Annotated in this window: 16 protein-coding genes and 1 tRNA gene; 2 read left to right on the top strand and 15 right to left on the bottom strand. The window is 61.9% G+C overall.

The features are described from left to right. Positions 1-228: 228 nt before the first annotated feature. From KIH77_RS09335 to KIH77_RS09325, 3 genes are all read right to left on the bottom strand, one after another. The gene (locus KIH77_RS09335; RefSeq protein WP_219101244.1) at positions 229-1107 is read right to left on the bottom strand and encodes an SMP-30/gluconolactonase/LRE family protein; all 879 of its coding nucleotides are present in this window, start codon (positions 1105-1107) and stop codon (positions 229-231) included. Positions 1108-1219: 112 nt separating this feature from the next. Next, a complete protein-coding gene (locus KIH77_RS09330; protein WP_219101243.1) occupies positions 1220-2536 on the bottom strand; it encodes an MFS transporter in 1317 nt (438 codons plus the stop codon). Between the two features lie 181 nt (positions 2537-2717). Next, the gene (locus tag KIH77_RS09325) at positions 2718-3740 is read right to left on the bottom strand and encodes a zinc-binding alcohol dehydrogenase family protein (RefSeq protein WP_219101242.1); all 1023 of its coding nucleotides are present in this window, start codon (positions 3738-3740) and stop codon (positions 2718-2720) included. A gap of 534 nt (positions 3741-4274) precedes the next feature. On the opposite strand from KIH77_RS09325, the gene KIH77_RS09320 reads away from it, so the two are divergent. Then, complete coding sequence (locus KIH77_RS09320) at positions 4275-5183, top strand: dihydrodipicolinate synthase family protein (protein ID WP_219101240.1); 909 nt, start codon at positions 4275-4277, stop codon at positions 5181-5183. 901 nt (positions 5184-6084) lie between these two features. On the opposite strand, the gene KIH77_RS09315 is transcribed toward KIH77_RS09320, so the two are convergent. The 6 genes from KIH77_RS09315 to KIH77_RS09290 all read right to left on the bottom strand — a co-directional run bounded on the left by KIH77_RS09315 (position 6085) and on the right by KIH77_RS09290 (position 12687). Beyond that, on the bottom strand, positions 6085-6543 hold the full coding sequence (locus tag KIH77_RS09315) for a NanQ anomerase/TabA/YiaL family protein (protein ID WP_219101238.1): 459 nt from the start codon (positions 6541-6543) through the stop codon (positions 6085-6087). A 107-nt stretch (positions 6544-6650) separates the two neighbouring features. Further along, positions 6651-7700 (bottom strand): 3-dehydro-L-gulonate 2-dehydrogenase, encoded by a 1050-nt coding sequence (yiaK, locus tag KIH77_RS09310; protein WP_219101236.1) that lies wholly within the window; start codon positions 7698-7700, stop codon positions 6651-6653. A gap of 699 nt (positions 7701-8399) precedes the next feature. Next, the gene (locus KIH77_RS09305) at positions 8400-11108 is read right to left on the bottom strand and encodes a polyribonucleotide nucleotidyltransferase (RefSeq protein ID WP_219101234.1); all 2709 of its coding nucleotides are present in this window, start codon (positions 11106-11108) and stop codon (positions 8400-8402) included. A 291-nt stretch (positions 11109-11399) separates the two neighbouring features. Continuing rightward, positions 11400-11669 (bottom strand): 30S ribosomal protein S15, encoded by a 270-nt coding sequence (rpsO, locus tag KIH77_RS09300; RefSeq protein ID WP_219101232.1) that lies wholly within the window; start codon positions 11667-11669, stop codon positions 11400-11402. 171 nt (positions 11670-11840) lie between these two features. After that, on the bottom strand, positions 11841-12482 hold the full coding sequence (locus KIH77_RS09295) for a hypothetical protein (RefSeq protein WP_219101230.1): 642 nt from the start codon (positions 12480-12482) through the stop codon (positions 11841-11843). A 131-nt stretch (positions 12483-12613) separates the two neighbouring features. Further along, positions 12614-12687 (bottom strand) — tRNA-Gly (locus KIH77_RS09290). Between the two features lie 181 nt (positions 12688-12868). Here KIH77_RS09290 and KIH77_RS09285 point away from each other — a divergent pair. Further along, entirely contained in the window at positions 12869-14080 is a 1212-nt protein-coding gene (locus tag KIH77_RS09285; protein WP_219101229.1) for a MalY/PatB family protein, read from the top strand. A 90-nt stretch (positions 14081-14170) separates the two neighbouring features. Here the strand turns inward: KIH77_RS09285 and KIH77_RS09280 are convergent, their stop codons facing one another. The 6 genes from KIH77_RS09280 to KIH77_RS09255 all read right to left on the bottom strand — a co-directional run bounded on the left by KIH77_RS09280 (position 14171) and on the right by KIH77_RS09255 (position 25238). Further along, positions 14171-14869 (bottom strand): HdeD family acid-resistance protein, encoded by a 699-nt coding sequence (locus tag KIH77_RS09280; protein ID WP_219101227.1) that lies wholly within the window; start codon positions 14867-14869, stop codon positions 14171-14173. Between the two features lie 264 nt (positions 14870-15133). Beyond that, a complete protein-coding gene (locus tag KIH77_RS09275) occupies positions 15134-15484 on the bottom strand; it encodes a hypothetical protein (protein ID WP_219101225.1) in 351 nt (116 codons plus the stop codon). Positions 15485-15520: 36 nt separating this feature from the next. Further along, entirely contained in the window at positions 15521-17185 is a 1665-nt protein-coding gene (locus KIH77_RS09270; protein WP_236024609.1) for a sodium:solute symporter family protein, read from the bottom strand. A 558-nt stretch (positions 17186-17743) separates the two neighbouring features. Then, the gene (locus KIH77_RS09265; RefSeq protein WP_219101221.1) at positions 17744-18190 is read right to left on the bottom strand and encodes a holo-ACP synthase; all 447 of its coding nucleotides are present in this window, start codon (positions 18188-18190) and stop codon (positions 17744-17746) included. 982 nt (positions 18191-19172) lie between these two features. Further along, on the bottom strand, positions 19173-21077 hold the full coding sequence (locus KIH77_RS09260; RefSeq protein WP_236024608.1) for an alpha-amylase family protein: 1905 nt from the start codon (positions 21075-21077) through the stop codon (positions 19173-19175). 351 nt (positions 21078-21428) lie between these two features. Beyond that, entirely contained in the window at positions 21429-25238 is a 3810-nt protein-coding gene (locus tag KIH77_RS09255) for a DEAD/DEAH box helicase family protein (protein ID WP_219101217.1), read from the bottom strand. Positions 25239-25500 lie beyond the last annotated feature (262 nt).

Below are 25500 nucleotides of genomic sequence, written 5' to 3'. Positions count from 1 at the left end.
AGCACTATAGGTTACGCGTACTCCTTTCTTCATGAATGGCTCCGGCACCAAGAAAACGTCTGCGCCACCCATTCTGGGAATCGATGAGTGGCGCCGACGCCGTGCGGGAAGACTGCCATCGTTCCCGCGGGCATCGGCACCGTAACCGGACAGGCGGAAGGGGAGACCTGTCCGGCCGGGATGAGATGCATCGGAATCATGTGGCCCGGCGTCCACCGGACCATACGTCTACAGTGCGTAGAAGTTGGTCTTGAAACCCTTGACACCGGCATCAACGATGAACACATTGCCGGCGCCCGGCCCCTCGGCCAGCTCCTCGTCGGAGAGTCCATGCGACGCCGTGGTCACAATCATCTTGGAGTAGTCCTTGCCGGCGAACACCGGGCAGGTCACGCGCTTGGCGGGGAACATAATCTCACGCATCTTCTCTCCGGTTTCGCCATTCCACTGGGAGACCTTGAATCCTCCCCAGTTGGCAATCCACAGGTTGCCGTCGGCATCGACGGTCATACCGTCCGGATTGGCGTTCTGGTCCTTGAAGTCGATGAGGACCCGCTTGTTGGACAGCGCACCGGTCTCAAGATCGAAATCGAACTTGTAGACCGTGTATTTGCCGGAGTCGATGTAGAAGAGGTGCTTGTTGTCGGGGCTCCACCCGAGTCCGTTGGAGACGTTCACACCGGAGAGCATCGGAGTGAACTCACCGTTCTCCACACGGTAGAAGGAGGCATCGAACCGCTCCTCGAACCAGGAGGCGGTACCGGCCCAGATGCGGCCCTTGGCATCGCACTTGCCATCATTGAAGCGGTACGTCAGCGGATCATGGCCCACGGGACCTCCGACGAATTCCAGCGTCGCGTCGCTGTAGTCATACAGATAGGCGCCGTCCTGCAGTCCGACAAGCACGACTCCCTTCTTTTCCGTGGGGACGATGTATCCGACGTACTTGGGGAGGGTCCTCTTTTCGACTTCGCCGGTCGCGAAGTCGTACCGGAAGATCTCCTTTTCGAAGATGTTCACCCAGTAGAGCAAATCGTTGACGTCGTCGTAGGACGGTCCCTCACCGAGTCGGTTGTGGCATTCCACCAGCGTCTGTACTTCAGTCATGATTGTGGCCTTTCGATTGGTTGTTGATATTTGGTTGGTTGTCCGACAGTTATGGATTGATGTTCGAGGGCGGTACCGGCCGATTGAAGAGGAACCGGCCGTTGCCGCATGATCAGCCCTGGAGCTGGCGCTCCTTGAGCTTGCGACCGGCGGTCTCCTTGGCCATGAGCAGCGGGATGAATACCAGCAGGCAGGAGATGGCGAGGATGACGTAGCTGGTGGAGTAGCCCCACTGGTCGATGACCCAGCCGATGACCGGGGAGACCAGAGTTCCGGAGAGGCCGTAGCCGATGCCGACGAGGAAGCCGAGCGAGGAGGCCGCCTCCTTCGGGGCGGAGTCGACGGTCAGGGAGTTGATAACGGCGAACGGCGCATTGCGGAAGAGTCCCCAGACGATGAGCATGGCCCAAGCGGTCGGCACGCTGTTGATGAAGGTGAGGCAGAACACAGTGGCGGCGAAGCCCACAGTGACGATACCGAGGGCGGGACGACGACCGATGTGGTCGGAGACCGTGCCCCACAGAATCAGACCGAACCATCCGGTGATACCGGAGGCGCCGGAGATCAGCGCGGCCTGTGCCAGACCGATGCCGAGATGGTCCATGAGATACAGGGTGAGGAAGGTGGCGACGCCCATCTCCGTCCACAGGAACAGGAAGTCCATGGTGATGGCCAGACGGATGTTGCGGTTCTTCAACGAGTTGACGGCATTCATGAACGACTGCTTGACGCCAAGCTTGTTCTCCACGTCTTCCTTGGAGTACGGCTGGGTCATGTTGTGTTCGTCGATCCATCCGCGGACCTTCATTTCGTTCTTCTTGCTGCCTACGAGCCACTGGGCGAGAATCAGCAGGATGCCGATGGCGGGAATCCACAGGAAGGCGTCACGCCAGCCGCCATAGAGCAGCACAACCGACAGCAGCGCCGGTCCGATGAACTGGCCCAGCGGCATGCCGGTGTGGTTCACGCCGAGCGCGAATCCTCGGTTCTCCTTCTGCCAGAAGTCGCTGACCAACGCAACGTTCGCCGGCTCCATGGCACCGGTACCAAGGCCCATGACCACTCGCCACAGCTGAAGGTTGAACACGCCCTTGGTGAAGAACGTGGCCAGACCGGAGATGATGGCGAGGAAGCAGCTTCCCCACCAAGCCCATGTACGCTTGTAGCCACGGCCGATGCTGTCGGCGACGACGCCGATGATCGCGGCGCCGAGCAAGGTGCCGATGAAGTTCAGCGAGCTGATGAAGCCACCCTGCGTGGAGTTCATGCCGAACTCCTTCATGATGGCCGGCAGTACGGTGGGCAGAATCTGACGGTCGATGGAAATCAGCAGCATGGAGCTGGTACCGATCGCCAGCATGCCCCAGGAGACCGGGTGTGCCTTGGGAAGCCAGGATCTTTTGGCTTGCACGTCTTGGCTATTGCTCATATTCGTTCCTTTTTTCTCTGCATCATTGGGGAGACACCCGCTCCGGTGGCAAGGCGTGCTAGCGCCTTGCCACACACCGGAACAGGGAATGTTTCATGTGGAACGCAGGGAGGGAAACCCCTTATCCTGCCGTGACACCGCCACAACGTCGAGGGGCGTCACAAATCGGTCATGATATGGCTCAGTCCTCGAAAGTGAGCACGAGCTTCTTGACCTGTTCGGGATGCTCATGCATCAGATCGATGCCCTCCTGCACCTTCTCGAACGGAATCACGTGGGTGACCAGCCCATCGTCGCCGATTACACCGGCCTCCAGCAGACGGATGATCGGATCGAACTGGAACGCCTGGAGGCGGGATCCTACCACGGTGAGCTGCTTCGCCATGAACGGCTTCTGGGCAATGGGCACCGGGGTTTCGTTCATGCCGAGCACGACGATCGTGCCGGCCACCGACACCAGATCGAAACTTTTCTGGAAGGTCTGCGGCAGACATGCCGCATCGATGACGATATTCGCCATCTCCCCACCGGTCCAGTCGGAGACGGCCTGCACAAGGTCGTCCTTCGTGGGGTTGACGACCACGTCGGCGCCATTGGCCTTGGCGAACTCGAGCTTGTCATCGACCACGTCGGAGACCATGACCGTCGCGCCCTTGACCTTGCATATGCGGGTCAACGCGATACCAATCGGTCCGGCACCGTGGATGAACACACGGTCGGCGGCACCGACCTGTCCGCGGGTGGACGACTGCCCGGCAATGGTGTACGGTTCGGCGAGCACGGCCGTGGTCCACGGGATGTCCTTGCGGATCTTGTGGGCCTGGATGTTCTTAATGACGAGATACTCCTGCTGCCCACCGTCCACATGAACGCCGTTGACCTTGAGGTCCTCGCTCACGTTCGGCATGCCGCGACGCACCGCATAGCTCTTACCGCTGTAGGTAATCGGCTCGATGACGATGTGGTCGCCCGGCTCGAGATCATGGACGTCCTCACCGAACTCCACCACCTCACCGACCATCTCATGCCCCATGACCCTGGGGAATTTCGCGAACGGATTCTCGCCCGCGAGCATATGGATGTCGGAACCACATACGCCGACGGCGCGAATCTTGACAAGAACATCATCAGCCGCCGTGATTTTCGGCATCGGACGTTCTTCGATCCTCAAATCGTTGGGACCATAGACTACTGCTGCTTTCATTGATTGCTTTCCTTACGCTTGACTTGTCTGGTTATCCAATCGGGCCCACTTCCGGACCCCATGGGCACGGTCATCCAAGGCAGGCGGAGGAAAGCTGGTAATCAGGCATGTTGCGCCTGATCTCGGCTTCGCTGTCGATCATGCGCACTCCTTTCACTTCTTCGTTGAAGCCACACGCGTAATGCATGCATATGGAAATTGACTATTGACTGTTATGGTGATGCGCGAAAACCTTCGACGTAAGCCCCCCCCCCCGAACAACTTCGTTCGGAAGGCATCGCCGACGGCGTTTCCGTGTTATACGTACAGCCCGTATATTCGATGCGTTTTTTGAATACATCTTGTATACAAGTTGTGTAATTACGATATCATGGAGAGTGCACGACGCAAAGCGCACGTCACATCGAAATCGACAATGCCACTGTTTTCAACGACGACAACGGCGTGTCGGCCCCATCGAAGCCGATGGAACCAGCGATTCCGACGACGGCCCACCACCGGCGACGTCCATACGCCGCCATTAAGGAGCACATCATGACCGCACAATCCACCAGACGATTCACAGGGATATATTGCCCCTCCATCACCATCACCGACGATGACGGTGACCTCGAACTCGAACTCTGGGGACGCCATCTCGACCATCTGGTCGAGGCCGGCATCGACGGTGTACTGATCTTCGGCAGCATCGGTGAGTTCTTCGCCTTCCCTCTGGAGACAAAGAAACGCGCCGTCGAATTCGTGGTACGGCATGTAGCGGGACGCATAAGCGTCCTCGTCGGTATCGGGGATACAAACATCGACAACGTCGTCGACTTCGCAAAGTTCTGCGAGCACGCAGGTGTTGACGCACTGGTGGCGGTAAGCCCCTATTATTTCGGCCCCGACGATGCCGCTGCCGAACGGTATTTCGCCACGGTGTCCGAAGCCACCGACCTACCGGTCATCCTCTACAACTTCCCCGCCCGTACCGGCAATGACCTCAATCCGGAACTGGTGGCACGACTACGGCAACGACACCCGACCATCGTCGGCATCAAGGACACGGTCGACACCATCAGCCATACGCGTAAAGTCATCACCGCCGTCAGACCCGTCACCCATGATTTCTCGGTACTGTCCGGATACGACGAATACTATCTGGTCAACCGAGTCTCCGGCGGCGACGGAGTGCTGTGCGGCTTGACCAACGTGGAACCGGAGACGTTCGTCACCATGCACCGGGCGTACGAATCCGGAGACTATGCCACGGCCATCACCGCGGCCCAACGAATCAGCCGGCTCATGGCGATCTACGACCAGGCCGATTTGTTCATCTCCGCCATCAAAGGCGCGGTCAAGGCCAAAGGCCTGCCGATTTCCACCCTTGTCAGAGAACCGGCCGTGCAACTCACTGACGAACAGTTTAAGACAATCCATCAACTGTGCCAGCAGGATGACTGACCACCAATTGCCGAATCGATAGATCGTCGAATCAACATAGTGACGGAATTCGCAACAATCAGACATCACCGATGGACCATGACGCAGTGTTGGTGGAATGTGTTGTGGTCCATGGGAATCAGCTGGATTCCGATGGACTACGACGCATATCGGGCGTTTTGTCACGCCGTCCATCGCACCATCACGGCCTGAAATCCAGAACCGTTGCAATCATGCGGTTTCTCGATGACCGATATCCTCCAGCCGATGGATTGCGCCACATTTTCAACAAAATTCGCCATAATCCATGAAAAACAGGCCAAAATTGATGGACCACGACGCAAAACCGAGCATATGCAGCATGCTCCATCATCGACCAAGCCAAAGGAAAGATTAGTGGGTCCAGCCTGCCGCAATCGCAGACCAACCAGCCATGTCATAGGTCAAATCGGCCGCAATCGCAGGCCAAGCCGACCGCAATCGTCAATCCGACCAACCACAAGACGGATTAGCAGGCTCAGCCAATCACAAACGAGGAGGATTGTGGGTCCCGGCCAACTATACAGCAGATTAGTGGGTCCAGACCATTCACGAAGAGTGGGCCAAACCGTTCATAAACGGGTTTGTGGGTCTACCGTATACACGAGGACGCCGAAAACACTGTCCTCGTGTATGCGGTAGACCCACTTTCATTTTTTGGCAAACGGATAGACCCACAAACCCCGAAACCTACGGACGGATAGACCCACTTTCCATGTTTTCAGGAGTGGATAGACCCACAAACCGAACCCGGCGGGCGGGCAGACCCACAAACCCCGGACCCTACAAACGGACAGACCCACAAACCCCGAAACCGGCGAACGGATAGGCCCACTTTTCCACGCGGGAACAGATAGACCCACAAACCCAGTCCCGCGAGAGGTCAGACGGGGACCTTGACGACGACCTTGCGCACGTGCTCGCGATTGCCCGGCCGGGCGGAGCAGCGCGGCTTGTGCGCGTCCTCGGGAGCGACCACGACGAACGAGCCGGCCTCGAGCAGCAGGCCGCCGTCGATGGCCGGATCGTCGTACAACGACAGGTCGGTGTCGTCGTCACGCTCATGCAGCACAAGGCCGTCGCGCTTGCACAGGTAGACGCGTTCGCGCCCGGAGATGACGTAGTGGACGTCGAAGAAATGGTCGTGTGTCTCGAAACGCCCCTCGTCGGCCTCGCGCGTGTCGTACTCCTGCACGTAGGCCACGCTGTGCGAGCCTTCGATGGGGTATGTGCCCGGTTCGAGCGTTGCGAGGGCCGGATCGCGCAGCCAGGCGTAGACGGTCTTGAATTCGTCGTCGCGGTAGTCGTAGCGTTCCGCGGCGTCGATGCCAGCAGCGAACATGTGGATTCCTTTCGTTCGATATTCGATGGAGGAATTATCCTGACGGAATTACCCGATGCTCACCTTACTCGGGAACAACCCAAAGATGGAATCGGTTTCATGAACACTCACCTGCTGGCGATGTCCACGACGTCGAGGTTGCCGTCGGCGATCGAGCGCACCTGATCCCATATGGTCTCGTCCACGACGACACCCTCCCTGCGGCTGCGTTCGAGGTTGGCGAGCGCGTGCTCACCGGGGTATGCGACCGGACGGTCGGGGTTTTCGGGGCGGGCGTTGTGCACGGCGTCGATGCGACGGTCGAGCTTGGCCTGGTTCTCGTCGTGGCCGCCGAACAGGTCGGGGTCGAAGGCGATGAACACCTGGCTGCAGCCGCCGCAGCTGCCGTGTCCGCCCTGGTCGATGTCGGAGCCGGTCATGCCGTTCGACATCAGTGCGGCGGCAAGGTCCATGGCGATGGCCATGCTGCTGCCTTTCCAGTAGCCGGTGGGCAGGATGCGCATGCTTTCCTCGATTTTGCCCGGGTCGTCGGTAAGGTTGCCGTCGACGTCGAATCCGCCGGGGAACGGCAGCTTCTTGCCGGCGAGACGGTAGACGCCGAGCTTGCCGTACGCGTACTGGCTCATGGCCATGTCGACCACGACAGGCCCGTTCTCGCGCGGGATGGCCATGCAGAACGGGTTGTTGCCCACGCTTGGTTCGACGCTGCCCCACATCGGCATGCAGCTTTCGGTGTTAATCCAGTTCATGCCCACGTATCCGGCTTCGGCCATACGCCACGCGTAGGTGCCGCCGCGCATCCAGTGGGTCGTGTTGCGCAGGGTCACGCAGCCGATGCCGTGCTCCTTAGCGAGCTGCATGGCACGGTCGGTGCAGAACAGGGCGTTGAGCACGCCGACGCCGAGCTGGCCGTCGTAGTTCTCCACGGCGCCCACGGCCTTGACCAGCTGCGGTTCGCCGTCGAGGTTGATCCAGCCCTTGCGCACGTATTCCACGAAGCGCGGCACGCGGTTCAGGCCGTGGCTTTCGACGCCGGCGGCGCTGGATTCCGTGTGCACGGCGGCGCATGTCGCCGCCTTGTCCTCGTCCATGCCGATGGCGATGAACGCCTTGCGGATGGTTTCCTCGACCTGCTCGTAGGGGATTCGCTTGCTCATGGGGCTGCTCCTTGGCTTGGCGGCGTGGCCGCCGATGCGGTTATGGGACGTCGGTTACGACCATGCGCGGGGACGCCGTCGCCGGCCGTGGTCCCGCAGCCGCCCCGCATCGGGCCTTCGTCTGGCATCCGGCCCTGCGCGATGCTGCCACAGGCAGGGTCCTGACCGCTTCGCCACTGATGCGAACCGTTGAAACCACAAGGAATCGTCGTCGGCATCCCCTGGTTATTCCGTGGTTATAACTGATGTATTACCCGATAATAACACCAATGGTTGGTTTATCGATTCATCTGAACAGATGATGGGCGACGACGCGGGAATCGTGGGGCGCCAACAAAGCCATGCGACACTGCAGCGGCTTGCGATGAGGCGGGTACGAATGTCGGGAGAAAACGCGGGAATAGGAATAAGCAGGGGCCGTGACATCACAGGATGTCACGGCCCCTTGGATTATCGGTCGTCAGACGGAAATCGCGCGCGGAGGGAGTGCGGCGGCTCCCCTGTCGGCTCGCATTCTGCCTGCAAACGCCTCTGCCGTTTGCTTCACGGCAGAATCCTCAAAGAGAGGAGCCAGGAAACCGGAATCAGTCCTCGAATGCCGAGCCGTCAAGCGGAGACATTCCACACACAAGGTGTGCAACTCCCCTCAGTCGGCTCCGCCGACAGCTCCCCTCAAAGAGGGGAGCCAGAAAACCGGAATCAGTCCTCGAACGGATCGAAGTCACGACGGACGCGGCGGCGCGGGCGCTCGGAACGCTCCTCGCGGTCGGCGCGGTACTCGTCGTAGGAGTCGTCGACGGCGTAACGCGGGTTGCGGTCGTCGCGGCGGCCACCACGACGATCGTCACGGTAGTCGCGGTCACGACGGTCATCACGGTCACGACGTCCGCCACGGCGGCCGCCTCGGCGGTCGTCACGGTCACGACGGTCGTCACGGTAGTCGCGGTCATCGCGGTCGAAGTCACGGTCGGAACGACGATCGTCGTCATCGTAACGGTCGTTGTCGTAGCGGTCGTCATCGTAACGGCGACGACGCGGACGATCGTCGCGGTCACGACGGTCATCACGGTCACGACGGTCGTCACGACGGCCACGTCCGCGGAAGCCGCGGTCGTCACGGTCGCGGTCGCGTCCGCCACGGCGGTCGTCACGGTCGCCGCGGCCACGTCCGCCACGGTCGCCGCCGCGGGAGGCGCCGGACTCCTGGTCCTCGAAGCCGGGGATGGCCAGCGAGATCTTGCCGCGGTCGTCCACGCCCTGCACGACGACCTCGACGGTGTCGCCTTCCTTGAGCACGTCCTCGACGGCGTCGATGCGCTCGCCATTGGCGAGGTTGCGGATCTGGCTGATGTGCAGCAGACCGTCGGTGCCCGGCGTGAGGTTGACGAACGCGCCGAACGACGTGGTCTTGACGACCTTGCCGTTGTACTGCTCGCCGGCCTCCGGCACATGCGGGTTGGCGATCTGGTCGATGATGGCCTTGGCCTTCTCGGCGCCTTCGCCGCCCTCGGAGGAGATGAACACGGTGCCGTCGTCCTCGATGGCGATCTCGGCGCCGGTGTCCTCCTGGATCTGGTTGATCATCTTGCCCTTCGGGCCGATGACCTCGCCGATCTTGTCGACCGGGACGGTGGTGGTGATGATGCGCGGGGCGTACTCGCTCATCTCGGCCGGGCCGTCGATGCACTCGTTGATGAGGTCGAGGATCGTGGCGCGGGCCTCGTGGGCCTGCTGCAGGGCGGCGGCCAGGATGTCGGCGGGGATGCCGTCGAGCTTGGTGTCGAGCTGCAGGGCGGTGATGAACTCGCTGGTGCCGGCCACCTTGAAGTCCATGTCGCCGAACGCGTCCTCGGCGCCCAGGATGTCGGTGAGGGTCTTGTAGACGTGCTGGCCGTCCACATCGCCGGAGACGAGACCCATGGCGATGCCCGCGACCGGGGCCTTCAGCGGCACGCCGGCGGCGAGCAGCGACAGGGTGGAGGCGCACACGGAGCCCATGGAGGTGGAGCCGTTGGAGCCGATGGCCTCGGAGACCTGGCGGATGGCGTAGGGGAACTCCTCGCGGCTCGGCAGCACCGGCACGATGGCCTTCTCGGCGAGGGCGCCGTGGCCGATCTCGCGGCGCTTCGGGGAGCCGACGCGGCCGGTCTCGCCGGTGGAGTACGGCGGCATCTCGTAGTTGTGCATGTAACGCTTGGTGTTCGGGCCGGACAGCGCGTCGATCTGCTGCTCCATCTTGAGCATGTTCAGCGTGGTGACGCCCAGGATCTGGGTCTCGCCGCGCTGGAACAGGGCGGAGCCGTGCACGCGCGGCACGATGTCGACCTCGGCGGAGAGGGTGCGGATGTCGCGCAGGCCGCGGCCGTCGATGCGGTAGTCCTGCGTGAGGATGCGGCGGCGCACGATCTGGCGCTGCAGCTCCTTGAACGCGTTGCCGATCTCCTTCTCCTTCTCGGCGTCGTCCATGTCGGTGAACTCGCCGGCGAGGGTGTCCTTCACCTGCTGCTTGATCTCGGCGATGCGGTCCTGGCGCGGCAGCTTCTCCGCGATGGACAGGGCCTCGTCGAGCTGGCCGTGGGCGATCTCGTCGATGCGGTTGTACAGGTCGTCGGTGTACTCCGGGAACAGCTGGAACTCGCGGGTCTCCTTGGCGGCCTTGGCCTTGAGCTCGTTCTGGGCCTCGCAAATGACCTTGATGAACGGCTTGGCGGCCTCGAGGCCACCGGCCACGACGGTCTCGTCGGGCTTGGTCTGGCCATCCTCGTAGATGAGCTTCCAGGCGTTCTTGCCGGCACCGGCCTCGATCATGGCGATGGCGACGTCGCCGTTCTCGATCACGCGGCCGGCGACCACGATCTCGAACACGGCGCGCTCGCGCTCGCTCCAGCGCGGGAAGGCGACCCACTGTCCGTCGATGAGCGCCAGACGCACGCCGGAGACCGGGCCTTCGAACGGCAGGCCGGAAATCAGCGTGGAGGCGGAGGCGGCGTTCAGCGCGATGACGTCGTAGGCGTCATCAGGGTTGATGGAAAGAATGGTCTCGACGACCTGCACCTCGTTGCGCAGCGTGTGCGGGAACAGCGGACGCAGCGGGCGGTCGATGATGCGGCAGGCCAGGATGGCCTCGGAGCTCGGACGGCCCTCGCGGCGGAAGAAGGATCCGGGGATCTTGCCCGCGGCGTACATCTTCTCCTCGACGTCGACGGTCAGCGGGAAGAAGTCGTAGTTCTCCTTCGGGCTGGAGCCGGCGGTGGTGGTGCTCAGCACCATGGAATCATCATCAAGATAGGCGGCTACTGCCCCATCCGCCTGCTGGGCGAGACGACCCGTCTCGAAGCGCAGCGTACGCTTGCCGAATGAACCATTGTCGATAACGGCCTCAACGGCCTTGATCTCGGGACCCTCCAAGGGTTCCTCCTTTTGTTGTTCCTGTTATCTGTCTATTCAGCCTCTTCATTTTCCCGGCCGTCCCGCTGGGGGACGCCGGGGGAAGAACGGTACTCCGTCCTCCCTGCGCATGGTCCCATGAACGTGGGCCACACGTCTTTCGCACATCGGATTCATGGCCGGACGCGGCGTACCTGACCGCGCACGTCCTCTTACATCATTCCCCGGATTCCTTCACCGGCCATGGATCCCGTGATCCTTCCCGACATGCAAAAGCGCCCGAGCAGGTTATGCCCGGGCGGAAGAATTCAATTATCGGCGCAGACCGAGGCGTTCGATCAGGGAACGGTAACGTTCGATGTCGTTACGCTTGAGGTAGTCCAGCAGACGACGACGATCACCGATCATCAGCTGCATGCCACGACGGGAGTGGTGATCGTGAGCGTGCATCTTCAGGTGCTCGGTCAGGTCGGAGATACGCTTGGACAGCAGCGCCACCTGAACCTCGGGCGAGCCGGTGTCGCCCTCGTGCGTCGCGTACTCGGAAATGATTGCCTGCTTTTCAGCGTTGCTAAGAGCCACAGCTCCTCCTTATATTCAGTGTCGTTGCGCGGTGCCATGACCATGACGGCCACAGCGCTCTCTATCCGCGGGCGAAACACGCCAAAATTTAAGTATACACGCAGGCCGGACCGGAGTGTTGGGCCACGGACCACGACGCGAGCGGACACGACGGATACCGCAGGCCGTCCCTCACACGATGGTGGACAGGCCGCTGAGCAGCACCACCGCCAGCGTGATCACCTCGAGTATGAAGAACATCGCAAGCGCCGACCAGCTGCGTGTCAGCACGTTGAGCCGCGAATCCTTGCGGATCACGACCAGCAGGCCGACGTAGACCACCGCGAACACGGCCAGTCCGAGCGCGGCGGCGATGATGCCGAGGTTCGACGCGTTGATCGGCGCCGCGGAATCCCCGTACACCACATACGTGGAATACCAGAAGTTCAGCCGCAGCATGCCGATGCCGGCGAGCAGCTGCTCCAAGGCCAGACCGATGATGAACAGCACGCGCCACAACGCGCGCCGCGTCTCCATGACCGCCATGCCCAGCGAGGCGAACATCGCCACGGTGATGGCCCACGAGACCAGCGCCATGCCGTTGGGGTCGAACGGTTCGACGATGTCGACGATGGCCTGCGTGTCGTTCATGGCCAGCATGCGTCCGACGCCGTACGGCACGATGATGGCCACGATCAGCGCGACGATGAACACGATCCAACGTCCCTTGTGCCACTGACGGCGTTCCACCTCGGCCATCGACGGCACACGGGGATGCGATTCGCTCGGGTCGGTCTGCCGCTTCTGCTGCTTCGGCTCTGGTCCGGTCGTCATGCTCGCTCCAATCGTCCGATCGTCGACACATAGGAAACCGATGCGGCATCCCCGATAATCCGATGGTCGGATATATTTCGACATCTCCATCCTAGATACAAGAAAACCGTTGCTATGGCAACGGTTCGACGTGGAGCGGATGACGGGAATCGAACCCGCGTAATCAGTTTGGAAGACTGAGGCTCTACCATTGAGCTACATCCGCAGCGGAAGCGCAAAACTTCCGAGTCACGATTATTACATACGTTCCCGATTTTGCAAAATCGGGTGTAGCCGGCCCACGGTTCCATGCCACAATCATCGGTATTCGACATTGCCATAACCCGATAAGCAGCGTTATATCCCCGACCGGCGCGTATCGCCGCGCGTGTCGATACCTTACTTATATGCCCTACGATTTCACTTCGATCATCGACCGCCGCGGCAAGGACGCGATCGCCGTGGACGGCGTCGGCGCCATGCCCGGATTCGCGCCCGAGAAGCCCAAGCCCGGATTCGACGAGATCCCCATGTGGATCGCCGACATGAACTTCCCCACCGCACCGGCCATCACCCGGCAGATAATGGAACGCACGTCGCATCCGCTGTTCGGATACTTCGATCCGTCCGACGAGTACTTCGACGCCATCATCGACTGGCAGGCCAGACGCAACGGCGTCACCGGCCTTGAGGCCAGGCACATCGGCTACGAGAACGGCGTGCTCGGCGGCGTGGTCAGCGCGATGAAGGCGTTCGCCACGCCCGGCGACGCGGTGCTGCTGCACTCCCCCACATACGTCGGGTTCACGATGTCGATCGGCGGCAACGGCTACCGCATCGTGCACAGTCCGCTCAAACGCGACGAAGCGGGCGTGTGGCGCATGGACTTCGACGACATGGACCGCAAGATCAAGGAGAACAACATCCACGTGGCCGTGTTCTGCTCGCCGCACAACCCATGCGGGCGCGTGTGGGAGCGCTGGGAGATCGAACGCGCGATGGAGGTCTACGCGGCCAACGACTGCGTGGTCGTCTCCGACGAGATCTGGTCCGACATCATCCTGCGCGGCAACCACCACATCCCCACGCAGACGGTGAGCGACGACGCACGCCGGCGGACCATCGCGTTCTACGCGCCGAGCAAGACGTTCTCGCTGGCCGGGCTCGTCGGCAGCTACCACATCGTGTACGACGACTATCTGCGCGACCGGCTCGTGGCGGTCAGCGAGAAGACGCACTACAACGCCATGAACGTGCTGTCGATGCACGCGCTCGTCGGCGCCTACAGTCCCGAGGGGCGGCAGTGGCTGGACGAGCTGCTCGACGTGCTCTCCGACAACGTGGCATACGCGACCGACTACATCAACGCGCATTTCGACGGCATCACGGTGGCGCGGCCGCAGGGCACGTACATGCTGTTCCTCGACTGTACGTCGTGGTGCGAGAAGCACGGGTTGGGCATCGCAGACCTGGAGAAGCGCGGCTGGGACGTGGGCGTCGGCTGGCAGGACGGCCGGCAGTTCCAGCATCCGTGCGCTATTCGCATGAACCTGGCGCTGCCGAAGTCGCGCGTCGAGGAGGCCATGCGGCGCCTCAGCGAATACGTGTTCGCGGAATAGGGGCGCGAAATCCGCGATTTTGCGGTGTCTTTCGGTCGTTTTTCCGGCTGAGAACGACCATTTGGCACCATGAATCGCGGATTTCGGGTGTTACCGCCCTCGTCCGAAGGTGAGCGCGCGCACGAGCGACATCACGCCGAGCACAATCAGCGCACAGGCGGTGAACATGACCAGCCACACCGTGGACTGCACCGGGCTCACGAGGATCACGACGCCGGCGAGGATGGAGAGGATCGCCGTGGCCACGGCCCAGCCGGAGCTCGGCAGCGCCCACGATTCCAGGAGCGTGAGCACGCCCTCGATGATCCATCCGATGCCGATGGTGATGGTGACGATCAGCGCCAGCGCCTCGGAGGAGAACGCCGTATCCTTCATGATGACCACGCCGCCGATGACCAGCAGCGTGCCGAAGAGGATGTCGAGCACGCGCCACCCGCCCGGCAGGAACGGTTCCACGATCGCGCCGATCGCGCGCGCCACCCCGGAGACGATGAAGTACAGGCCGAGCGCGACGGCGACGACGCGCATGGTCTTGCCGGGGATGAGCAACAACGCCAGACCGACGACCACGGCCACCGCGCCCACGACGCCGTAGATGGAGCGCACGATGTTCCGGGCGCGGCGGGGCAGGTCGTCCACGATGAGGCGGAACGGGTCGACCGGCTCGTAGATGTCGTCCGGGGTGAGCGGCCCCTCCCCGCGCCCGGGGTTCCGGCCGAAGCCGTTGCCGGTGTTGCGGTCGCGTTCGTTGCGGTCATCGCCGTCGCGGTCATCGTGATATCCAGTCATCGCCATCACGTTCCTTTCACCATGGGGTTTTCGGTACCTCACAGTCTAGGAATCCGGCGCCGCCGACGGTATCGACACCTTTCGCGGGACTGTCGTCCCGCCCTTTCGACCGCCCGCGGGACCTCCCCACCCGTAAACCTCGAGTTGGGCGTGGACCGCACGCAAAAGGGGCCTTCCGGACCGGCGGAAACCGGCTCGGAAGGCCCCTTTTGCAGTGAATCAGTGATTCAGCGCGAACCCACGCGGGCAATCAGCGCCCGGCAATCAGTCCTTGCGGCCCTCATGCTGGATCTGCGCCTTGGCCGCGGACGCCTCGGCGGAGGCGATGATGTCCTCGGCGGCGAGCGGACGGGCGAAGTTCCACACGAGGAACAGCACGCCGACGATCAGCATGCCGATGCCGGTCCACAGGTTGATGGCGATGCCGCCGGTCTTGGCGACGTCGGCGGCCGGGTCGACGATGCCGACGATGGTCACGATGACGCCGTAGATCGCGAACAGCACGCCGATCAGCAGCCGCAGGTCGTTGCGGCGGGCGGCCTTGACGGCCTGGTCCTTTTCGGCCTGAGTCAACAGGCCCTTGCCGGCAGTGCCGGCCTTGGTATCTTCTGCCATTGCAAACTCCTTAGAAAATTATGCTCAAACCGATGTTTAGAAGAACGGGATGTAGAACACGAGACCAAGGATGAAGATGACGGTACCGAGAACGGCCGGCTTCTTGAACCACGGAACCTTGACCAGTGCGGTATCCTTGACGCCCTTGGCGGCGCGCTTGGCGTCCTCGAGCTCCTCGTCCTTGGCGGCCTTGAAGTACTTCATGCCACCGGTGGAGAAGGTGAGGCCCTCAAGCTCCTTCTCGGTCTTGGCCTTGGTGAACGGCGTGAGGATGGCCGCCACAATCCAGGTCGCGAACAGGGAGATGATGGCGCCGTACCAGGTCTCGGCGGTCGCGGAGCCGAAGATCGGATGACCGGCGGCCACGGAGTTCAGGTACAGGATGTACGTGATGAGCGGGGCGATGATACCTGCCACGTAGGCGACGGTGCCGGCCACGTTGCTCACGCGCTTCCACACGAGGCCGAGGATGAACACGGCGAACAGCGGGGCGTTGAAGAAGCTGAACAGCGTTTGCAGGTACGTCATGATGTTGCCGAACTGGCTGGCGATCCATGCGGTGCCGACGGAGATGACGATGCCGGCGAAGGTGATCCAGCGGCCGAGCTTGAGGTAGTAGGAGTCCTTCTCGCCGGGCTTGATGTAGTCCTGCACGAGATCGTAGACGACGACGGTGTTGAACGAGGAGACGTTCGCGGCCATGCCGGCCATGAAGGAGGCCATCATACCGGTGATGGCGACGCCGAGCACGCCGTTCGGCAGGTACATCTTGAACAGGTACGGAATGGCTTCGTTGTACTGGAGCACCGGGTGGTCACCGGCGAACAGGTTGCCGACGGTGGCGGCGGCCACAAGACCAGGGATGATGATGATGAGCCAGATGAGCATCTTCGGGATGGCGCCGATGATAGGCGTCATACGGGCGGCGGTCATGCTCTTCGCGGCGAAGGCGCGTTGCACCTCGGTGAAGTTCGTGGTCCAGTAGCCGAAGCCGAGCACGAAGCCGAGGCCCATGAGGATGGAGAACCAGTCGCCGCCGACCGGGTTGGTCACGTTGCCGAGGCCGGTGCCGGCCCAGGCGTGGATGGAGCCGGACCAGTCCTGCATGGAGGACAGCTTGGCGGTCAGGCCGCTCCAGCCGCCGACCTGGTGCAGACCGACGATGGTCACAGGGATCAGGGCTGCGACGATGACGAAGAACTGCATGACCTCGTTGTAGATTGCGGAGGTCAGGCCACCCAGCGTGATGTAGGCGAGCACGAAGATGGCGGACAGGATGATGGCGGTCCACTGGCTCCAGCCGAGCATGGCCTGCAGGATCAGGGCCATGGCGTACAGGTTGATGCCGGCCTGCAGAATCGTGGAGACGGCGAAGCAGAGCGACACGATGAGCTGCGCGCCCTTGCCGAAGCGCTTGCGCATGAACTCAGGAACCGAGCGCACGCCGGAACCGTAGTAGAACGGCATCATGAAGATGCCGAGGAACACCATGCCAGGGATGGCGCCGATGAGGTAGTAGTGGATGGTCGGCATACCGATCTGGGCGCCGTTGGCGGCCATACCCAGGATCTCGGTGGCGCCGAGGTTTGCGGCGCAGAACGCGAGGCCTGCGATCCATGCCGGCATCGAACGTCCCGCCAGCAGGAAGTCCTCACTGGACTTCTGCTGCTTGTGGATGGTGTAGCCAATCCACACGATCATTGCGAAATAAATAACGAGGATCAGCCAATCCACCCAGCTTAGCGACAGGCGAATCGCAGACTCCCCAACAGCACCAGTAATCATGCTGTCCGTCCTTCCTTCCAAGTGTCCGTCCCGGCTGCGGCGCCGGAATGCAATACCGTCATCGGTTTGCGTGAACATTTGCCATTCTTACGCTAAAAACGCAATAAGTCAAACACGGATGCAACAAAGAGGAACAGGAACAGCACAATATGGAGCCAAGTAAACAATGGTTCCTGTTTGCTTTCGATGATTATTGTTGATATTTTGCCGTTTTGGCCAAGTTTATATAACAAATGTGAAGTATTTCACATTACCGGAATCGTTGACTTCGTTTGCCCCCGACGGCCCATGCTAACAAAAATGAACATAGCCGGCACCGATGTTCATAATGTTGCGTTTTCCATCGCCGCTTATCCCACGCGGAAACACCGGCAAACAGCGACGAGGCGGGGGTGACGGAGTCTCGCGAATGCCCGTGCAAGACCCGGCAACGGTGGCCGTAGCCAACCACGTCACAGTCCATCACGCCAACAGTCAACCGTGGACCAGCAGGACGACGGCGGAGGCGACGGGCCCGTCATGGCTGAGCGAGACATGCCACGCTGGCGATGGATGGGACGGTGATGCGGCCTCGGCGAGCGACTCGTGCAGCGTTCGGTCGACATCGGCGCGGAGCGTCACGCTCGGCCGGCCGCGCGAATCATCGAGGATCTCGATGCCATTCCACGGGAAATCGTCGATTGTGTAGGGGGCCGGACGGTCGGCGAGCGCCTCGCCCCACGCCTTGAGCACGGCTTCCTTGCCGGCCCACCGCACGGCGAGATGCGCGGATTCGGCGTCGTGCTTGGTGCGGGCGCGCATGGCGGCCTGCCGCAGTTCGCGCGGTGAGAACAGCCGGCGCATACGGGAGCCGGGCTCGGCCAACTGCTCGGCGAATGCGGCTATGTCCACCACGTCGTGGCCCAGTCCCAGTATCGGCATGCACCGTCTCCTTTCTTGTGTGCTGCAGGCGAGGCTCGTCAATATCATATGACGGCAGGTGGCGCACCCAGTCGCCAGGCGTCGCACCAGCCGGAGGCCAACCATCGCCTTGCCGGCCCCTCTTGCGCTGTGCACGGCGGGAACCGTCCCATCCGTCGGGCCATCTCCATTTTCCGGGGTGATTCGAAGAGGCCGCGGACACCTATCTGCAACTTCTGGGGCAACAATCAGCGCAATCCGGAGTATGTCCGGCGGAATTGCAACGAGCATACTTCGGATTCCGCATGTACACACCCCAGAAGTCGAAGATAGGTACCGCCAAGGCACCCAATCACTCCAGAAGATGGAGATAGGTGAACATCGCGAAGCGAAATGACGGACGCCAGAGGCGACTACAGGGCTACGGTGATGTTCGGGGAGGCCACCACCAACTCAGCCCCCCAATCATGCGGAGCATGACAGCTCCCGACGTCTTATGCGACGCGCAGCCGACTGAGGGGAGGTGTGCGCCACACAGCCTTCAGATTCAACTCCCCTCAGACCGCCTACGGCGGTCAGCTCCCCTCAATTATGAGGGGAGCCCATTGGGATGGAGCGGGAGCAGACATCAGACCCCTCGCCCACTGTCATCCTGAGCGAAGGACGGTGCACATCACCTGCTCATGTCATCCTGAGCGGAGGGCGAAGCCCGGAGTCGAAGGATCTCAGGACGTCAGGAGATCCTTCGACTCATTAGATCCTTCGACTCGCTTCGCTCGCTCAGGATGACAGAAGGAAAGGGACAGCCACTCAGGATGACAGAAGGAAAGGGACAGCCACTCAAGATGACAGAAGGAAAGGGACAGCCACTCAAGATGACAGAAGGAAAGGGACGGCCACTCAAGATGACGAAAGGAAAGGGACGACCACTCAAGATGACGAAAAGGGGCCGCCCGGCTCCTGAGGAGCCTGGCGGCCATCGGAAATGAGTGAACCTAACAACCTACAGTCTGATGAGCTTGGCCTCGTAGGGCTTGAGGTCGGCGGAGACCTGGGCGATCACACCGTCGTAGCCGTCGAGGTAGGCGGTCTGCTCGAATCCGGAGAAGTTGAACAGGCCGATGAGCACCTTGTCCTCATGCTTGCGAATCACGGCGAGCACGGCGTTGTTATGCGTGTCCCATGTGCTCGTCCAGGCGTCGGGCGCGAAGCACGGGTCGTCGCGCATCTCGCGCAGGCCCTCCATGCCTTCCCACAGGCGGTTCTGCAACGTGCCGGGTTCCTTGCGCAACGCGGCCTTCTCCCAATTGAACCTGCTGCGGTGCAGGTTGCGGCTGTCCTCCACGCGGGCGGAGTCCTCCTTGTAGTCCCAGCCGTTGAGCTGGCCGATCTCGTCGCCGCAGTTGAGCATGGGGAAGCCGCGCAGGAACGCCATGGCGCGATGCATGAGCAGGTCGCGTTCGAGGGCGCGCTCGTACGACGGCCGGTCGTGGGTGATGAGCGCCTTCTCCACGCCGCACAGGCTGGCGGTGGTGCCGCAGCTGCGCGCGTCCTTGGTGGCGGGGTCGTAGTTGTAGAGCTCGCCCATGGCCCAGCTGCCGGGCACGCAGCCCTCGTAGAAGTGGTAGAGGAATTCCTTGTGCTTGAGCGGGTCGATGCCGAGCTCCTCCTCCACGTCCTCGTCGAGCCCCCAGCCGATGTCGTCGTGGCAGCGCAGGTAGTTGACGAACCAGCAGTTCTCGGGCAGGGCGTTGAGCTTGTCGATCTGGGTCTTGAGCAGGCGCGTGTCCTGGCTGGCGAGCGCGCTCCACAGGTTCACCATGATCGACACGTTGTACAGCATGTGGCATTCGGGGGCCTCTTCGGTGCCGAAGTAGGCGGCGAGCTCCTTGGGCGCCATGACCACCTCGCCCTTGAGCACGACGGCCGGGCACACGCATTCGAGGGCGATGCGCAGCATGCGCACGATGGTGTGTACCTGCGGCAAATTACGACAGTTGGTGCCGAGCACCTTCCAGATGTAGGGCACGGCGTCTATGCGCAGCACCTCCACGCCGAGGTTGGCGAGATGCAGCGCGCTGGAGAGCATGGCGACAAGCACCTTGGGGTTGCGGTAGTTGAGGTCCCACTGGAACGGGTAGAACTGGGTCATGACCCACTTGCCCATCTGCGCGTTCCAGCTGAAGTTGCCGGGCGCGGTGCCGGGGAACACCTGCGGCACGACGGCGTCGTACTGGTCGGGGATGGTGCGGTCGTCGTAGCAGAAGTAGTAGTCCTGGTATTCGGGGTCGCCGGCCTGTGCCGCCTTGGCCCAGCGGTGGCTCGACGCGGTGTGGTTCATCACGAAGTCGAGGCAGAGGCTGATGCCGGCCTTGCGCAGCTTGGCGGTGAGTGCGGCGAGGTCCTCGTTGGTGCCGAGCGTGGGGTCGACGTTGTCGAAGTCCTCGACCGCGTAGCCGCCGTCGTTCTGTGGGTGCGGCATCTGCAGCAGCGGCATGAGGTGCAGATAGGTGAGCTTCTGCTCTTCGAGGTAGGGCACGCGGTCGGCGAGCTTCTTCAGGTCGCCGGCGAACAGGTCCGTGTAGAGGGTCATGCCGAACATGTTGCCGCGCTTGTACCAGTCGGGGTCGGCCTCGCGTCTGGCGTCGAGCTCCTTGAGGTCGTCAGGGCGGGCGGCGTATGCCTCGGCCATGGCGTTCTTGAGGTCGTCGATGGCGGGACTGTCGCCGTAGAGTTCGCGGAACAGGCGTTCGAGTTCGGCGGCATGACCGGCGAGACGCTTGCGGAAGACGGCATCGGAGGCCGTCGTGGCGGGTTTTGCCGGTGTCGTCGTTGCGGTGGTATTGGTCGGTGTGACGCGCGTGGTCCGTGCGACGGTCCTCTTCCCTGTCTTCTTCTCCTTCGGCATGGGAAACTCCTTCGTTTCATCAGGTGCCTGGGTCATGATGCCCGCGATTCAACGTGAATGCATTCACCATCGTATCGCACCCATGCCGTATCGCACCGATTCGCAACCGTGTCGCATAAGGGGTAACGCTCACATCGGATAGGGAATTGATAACGCAACGATGGACGACGCCGATTTTCGACGAAAACACGGCGCAATCCACGGAAAATTCATATCCCCAACATCAGAAACCGCATGATTCCAACGTTCCCAAGAAGACGAACGATTAATGATGATGGACGACGCCGCACAATCGTATTTTTGCAACGTCGTCCATAGCGACGTCGTCCATCGCGACGCCATCCGTCACGATCACGCGGCCTTACGCAGCGGAATGGCCGACTGCGTCACGCCGTCGAGGATCGCGAACATGTCGTCGAGGTCGCTTTCCACGAACAGGTCGTCGGGTCCGCCCGCCGCGAGGTCGACGAACGGCTGCTCGTAGAGTCTCGACCCGTCCATCACGCCCTTGGCGGTGAGCTCGCGCACGATGGCGTTCACGAACTCGATCTGCCGCGCACTGTACCGCTTGCCGTCGAGGAACCTTGCGAACACCTGCTGCACGGCGGCCGGGTCGAGTCCGACCAGCGAGCGCAGGAACAGTCCGAAGCCGTCGATCTCGGTGCCATGGTCGCCGTCGTCGTCAACATGGCAGTCCTCCTTGGCCTTGCTGCCGGCGGCGGCGATGTCGTCCTCGCTGCCGACGCCATGCTCCACGAACATCCTGCCGAGATCGTCCAGGTCATGTTGCGTCAGCTGGGCGCCGGAACGTACGCGTCGCAATACGTCGGCGGCGCCGGACTCCCCTTCCTCCGAACGCAGGAACGCCAGGGCGCGTTCGCGGAATCGCCGGTAGTCCACGTCGGCGACGTCGCCGCCGCGCACAATCTCCACTTCACGCACTTCATCCAACGTGTCTTCGAAATCCGTGTGCACGATGTTGCGTTTCGACGCCGCCGCATAGTGGGCGATGCCGCGCAACGATTTGCGCGCGTGTTCGAGCATGGGCACGGTGACGTCCTGCCACCAGTCCTCACCGGCCACGGCCTCCAGCAGTTCGGACTGTGCCTGAACCGACGGAATGGCGCGGTTCTTCGGCGACATGAGTTCGGTGACGATGTCTCGCACCGCGTTCTTGACCGAAAGGAGGTTGTGTTGCGGCAGTCCGATGCCGAGGTCGTCGCCATCGGCGCCGGGAGCTGCGTCGGGGGACGTTCCGATGCCGCGTTTCTGGTTTTCGGCCAGCAGCACGCCCAGTTCGTAGCGCAGCATGAGTTCGTCGAATCGTTTCGCCGGCAGTTTGGCGACCGACGACAACGCCATGCCGCCCCCGTCGACGCCCGCGCCCTCATCGTCGAGTCGGAAACTCGACGGCAGCCCGGCCAGGGTGACGACCTTGGCGGCCTTGGCAGGCGTGACGTCGTCCCACCAGGAGCCATCCGCGCCGCCAGCCATACCACCAGCCGCGCCGCGAGCGCCATCCGCGCCGCCACCGTCCGTAGCAGCACCACCGCCGCCGTTGATTTCTTCGACGACCTGCCGATGCGGCCGCACCAGCACGTTGGATCGCGCGTCCATGCCGGCGACGTATCCGCCGAGCGACCTCGCCAATGCGGCGCGATACTCGCGGATGTCGTCGTCGAGGTCCGCCACGGCAGCGTCACCCGCACCGCCATCATCGGCATCGCCGCCACCAGCACCAGCGTCACCCGCACCGCCAGCACCCGCAGTACCGCCCGCACCCCGCCGGGCCGCGTCCATCGTCTCCACGAGCCCGACCCGCAGTCGGAACAGCCGTTCGTTGAGCGACATGCTCTGCCGTGTCGAGGCTTCGGGTGGGTTCTCGTTGAAGAATTCGAAGTTCCCGCAGCAGTCGAACACGCGGAACTCGGTTTTGTCGGAGCCCGGCTCCCCCGCCGGCCCGAACAGTCCCGGGCACAGTCTGGTGCCGCGGCCGATCATCTGCCAGTATTTGGTTTTGCTCATCACCGGTTTGAAGAACACGAGGTTCACGACTTCGGGCACGTCGATGCCGGTGTCGAGCATGTCGACGCTGATGGCGATCTGCGGTTCCCTTTTGTCCGCCTCGGAGAAGTCGTCGATGAGTTGCTGCGCGTTGCGCGTCTGGTGGGTGATGATCTGCGCGAATGTGCCGCCGTATTCCGGCCAGTTCGCGTCGAACCGCGCCTTGATGACTTCGGCGTGACGTTGGTTGCGCGCGAAGATGATGGTCTTGCCGAGCGCATTGCCGTCGTCGACCTTGATGCCGTTCTCCATGACCGTCTTGAGCACCTTGTCGATGGTGTCGTCGTTGAACAGGAACCGGTTGATGTCGCCGGCGCTCACCGAGTCGGGCACGTCACCGTCCTCGTTCCAGTCCTGCTCCTCCCATTCGAGTTTCTCCTCGTCGGAAAGCAATTCATATGATATTCCATCATGTATGAATCCGGTGCTGACCTGGACGCCGCGGGCCGGTACGAGATAGCCGTCGCGTACGGCCTCGTCGAGCGAATATGCGGCGGTGGGCACGCCGCCTTTGCGCTCGTCGTATTCGAGATTGAACAGCCGATACGTGTTGCGATCCACTTCGTTTTTCGGCGTGGCGGTGAGTCCCACCAGCAGCGAGTCGAAGTAGTCGAACAGGAATCCGTATTTTGCGTAGACGGAACGGTGCGCCTCGTCGATGACGATGAGGTCGAAGAATCCGGGACCGAATTTCAGTTCGCCGAAGTCGTCGTCGACGCCGTCCCCCGCGCCGCCGCTTCCCCGCCGCCGTGCGTTGACGAGGTTCATCATGGTCGGATATGTGCTCAGGTAGATGCGTCCGGTCGCGTCGGGATCGTTCAACAGGTTGACGATGGGCGTGGAGGCGCCAAGACCGCTTTTCGGGTCGCGGAACGCCTTCGCCGCCTGATTGACCAGCGCCCGGCGGTCGGCGAGGAACAACACGTTTTTCACCCATCCGGCCTTCATCAGTTGGTCGATGAGCGCGATGGTCACGCGGGTTTTGCCGGTGCCGGTGGCCATGACCAGCAGTGCGGCACGATGGCGTTCGTCGAACGCCTCGTCCACCTTAGCGATGGCTTCGAGCTGGTATGGTCGGCCGGCAATGGCGGTGTTGGGCGATTCGTCGATGAGTCGTCGGGCGTCGGTACGCCGTTGGATGAGCCGCCGCAGTTCGTTCTTCCGGTAGAATCCGGCCACGCTGCGTTCGGGGTATCCGGCGGCGTCGTCCCAGATCTTCGTTTCGTAGCCGTTGGATGCGAAGATCACCGGACGCTGGCCGGTCATCTTCTCCAGTCCGTCGGCGTATTCGCGCGCCTGACGCAGGCCGACCTCCACACTGGTCGCCGACTTCTTGGCTTCCACGACGGCGAGTGGCAGTCCGTCGTCGTCCCACAGCACGTAGTCGGCGTAGCCGATGCCGGAGGGCCGTTGCGGCGTCTTCGGCAGACCGGTGATCTTGAATTCGCGATTGTTGTCGCCAAGCCGCCAGCCTTGTTCGGCGAGCAGTTCGTCGATGAGCAGCGCCCGCGTCGCCGCTTCGTTATACGTGTAGTCGTGCGTGTCGGCGGGGGCGGCGGCCTGTGCCTGTTTGATCTGCTCGCGCAGCCGTTTGAGCTCGGCCAGTTGCTCGGCGATGGCCTCGTCCTTGGCCTCGATGAGTCGTTCGCGCTCCTCGATGGCCTTGCGATGCTCATTGAATTTCTTTTGCGTGTTGACCAGCAGGGTTTTGAATTGATCGGGATTCAGCGCCATTGCCTGTTTGGCAAGCTTCACATCGAACCGGGTGCCCATCGGCACCTTGTCGTAATGCGCGGTCATGTTATAACCGGCCCAGATCATTACGAGATAGAGGTCTTCGATGACGTCCTGCGCCTTCTTCGCGCTGATATTCGGTTTGCCGTCGTGTGCGGCCCTGTTGCCGACGCGCCTGACGGTATCGAATTTCTCCCAAATGGAGGGGTCGACGCGACATTTGAAACCCGACTCGTTGAGTAGCGCGTTGAGATTGTCGCTACCATACGGACGGCGCAAGCCGAGCACATCGTAATACAGGTATTCCACCAGGGCCTCGATGGCACGGCGATCGTAGAAGCAGGAGGTCACCGGATCGGACATAAGATATGATTCTGCACTCTCACAGTTGTTGATGATGTCCGTGCCTGGAAACACTTCCCGTACGAAATCGAAGTTCCCCATTGCCTTCCTCCCTCGCTGGAGCCGTTACGTCGCACTATACCCACGTTCGATGACGAATCTCCCCCATATGCACGTTGTTCTATTTGTTCTATACAGTCATCGCGAATACCATTATTTTCCTTGCAATATATGGGATTATCGGACATTTCCGACAGCAAATATGTTTTTCTATAGATTTTCT

The organism is Bifidobacterium pluvialisilvae (assembly GCF_019331695.1).
Classification (GTDB): domain Bacteria; phylum Actinomycetota; class Actinomycetes; order Actinomycetales; family Bifidobacteriaceae; genus Galliscardovia; species Galliscardovia pluvialisilvae.
The sequence above is the reverse complement of the archived record's forward strand: the minus strand, read 5'-3'. Positions and strand labels throughout refer to the sequence as shown.

Coding starts and splice junctions, on each gene's coding strand:
- KIH77_RS09280 (WP_219101227.1), bottom strand. CDS start 14,869: ATGACTGGATATCACGATGACCGCGACGGCGATGACCGCAACGAACGC.
- KIH77_RS09265 (WP_219101221.1), bottom strand. CDS start 18,190: ATGCCGATACTGGGACTGGGCCACGACGTGGTGGACATAGCCGCATTC.
- KIH77_RS09285 (WP_219101229.1), top strand. CDS start 12,869: ATGCCCTACGATTTCACTTCGATCATCGACCGCCGCGGCAAGGACGCG.
- KIH77_RS09325 (WP_219101242.1), bottom strand. CDS start 3,740: ATGAAAGCAGCAGTAGTCTATGGTCCCAACGATTTGAGGATCGAAGAA.
- KIH77_RS09330 (WP_219101243.1), bottom strand. CDS start 2,536: ATGAGCAATAGCCAAGACGTGCAAGCCAAAAGATCCTGGCTTCCCAAG.
- KIH77_RS09255 (WP_219101217.1), bottom strand. CDS start 25,238: ATGTCCGATCCGGTGACCTCCTGCTTCTACGATCGCCGTGCCATCGAG.
- KIH77_RS09260 (WP_236024608.1), bottom strand. CDS start 21,077: ATGCCGAAGGAGAAGAAGACAGGGAAGAGGACCGTCGCACGGACCACG.
- KIH77_RS09320 (WP_219101240.1), top strand. CDS start 4,275: ATGACCGCACAATCCACCAGACGATTCACAGGGATATATTGCCCCTCC.
- KIH77_RS09315 (WP_219101238.1), bottom strand. CDS start 6,543: ATGTTCGCTGCTGGCATCGACGCCGCGGAACGCTACGACTACCGCGAC.
- yiaK (WP_219101236.1), bottom strand. CDS start 7,700: ATGAGCAAGCGAATCCCCTACGAGCAGGTCGAGGAAACCATCCGCAAG.
- KIH77_RS09270 (WP_236024609.1), bottom strand. CDS start 17,185: ATGATCGTGTGGATTGGCTACACCATCCACAAGCAGCAGAAGTCCAGT.
- KIH77_RS09275 (WP_219101225.1), bottom strand. CDS start 15,484: ATGGCAGAAGATACCAAGGCCGGCACTGCCGGCAAGGGCCTGTTGACT.
- KIH77_RS09335 (WP_219101244.1), bottom strand. CDS start 1,107: ATGACTGAAGTACAGACGCTGGTGGAATGCCACAACCGACTCGGTGAG.
- KIH77_RS09295 (WP_219101230.1), bottom strand. CDS start 12,482: ATGACGACCGGACCAGAGCCGAAGCAGCAGAAGCGGCAGACCGACCCG.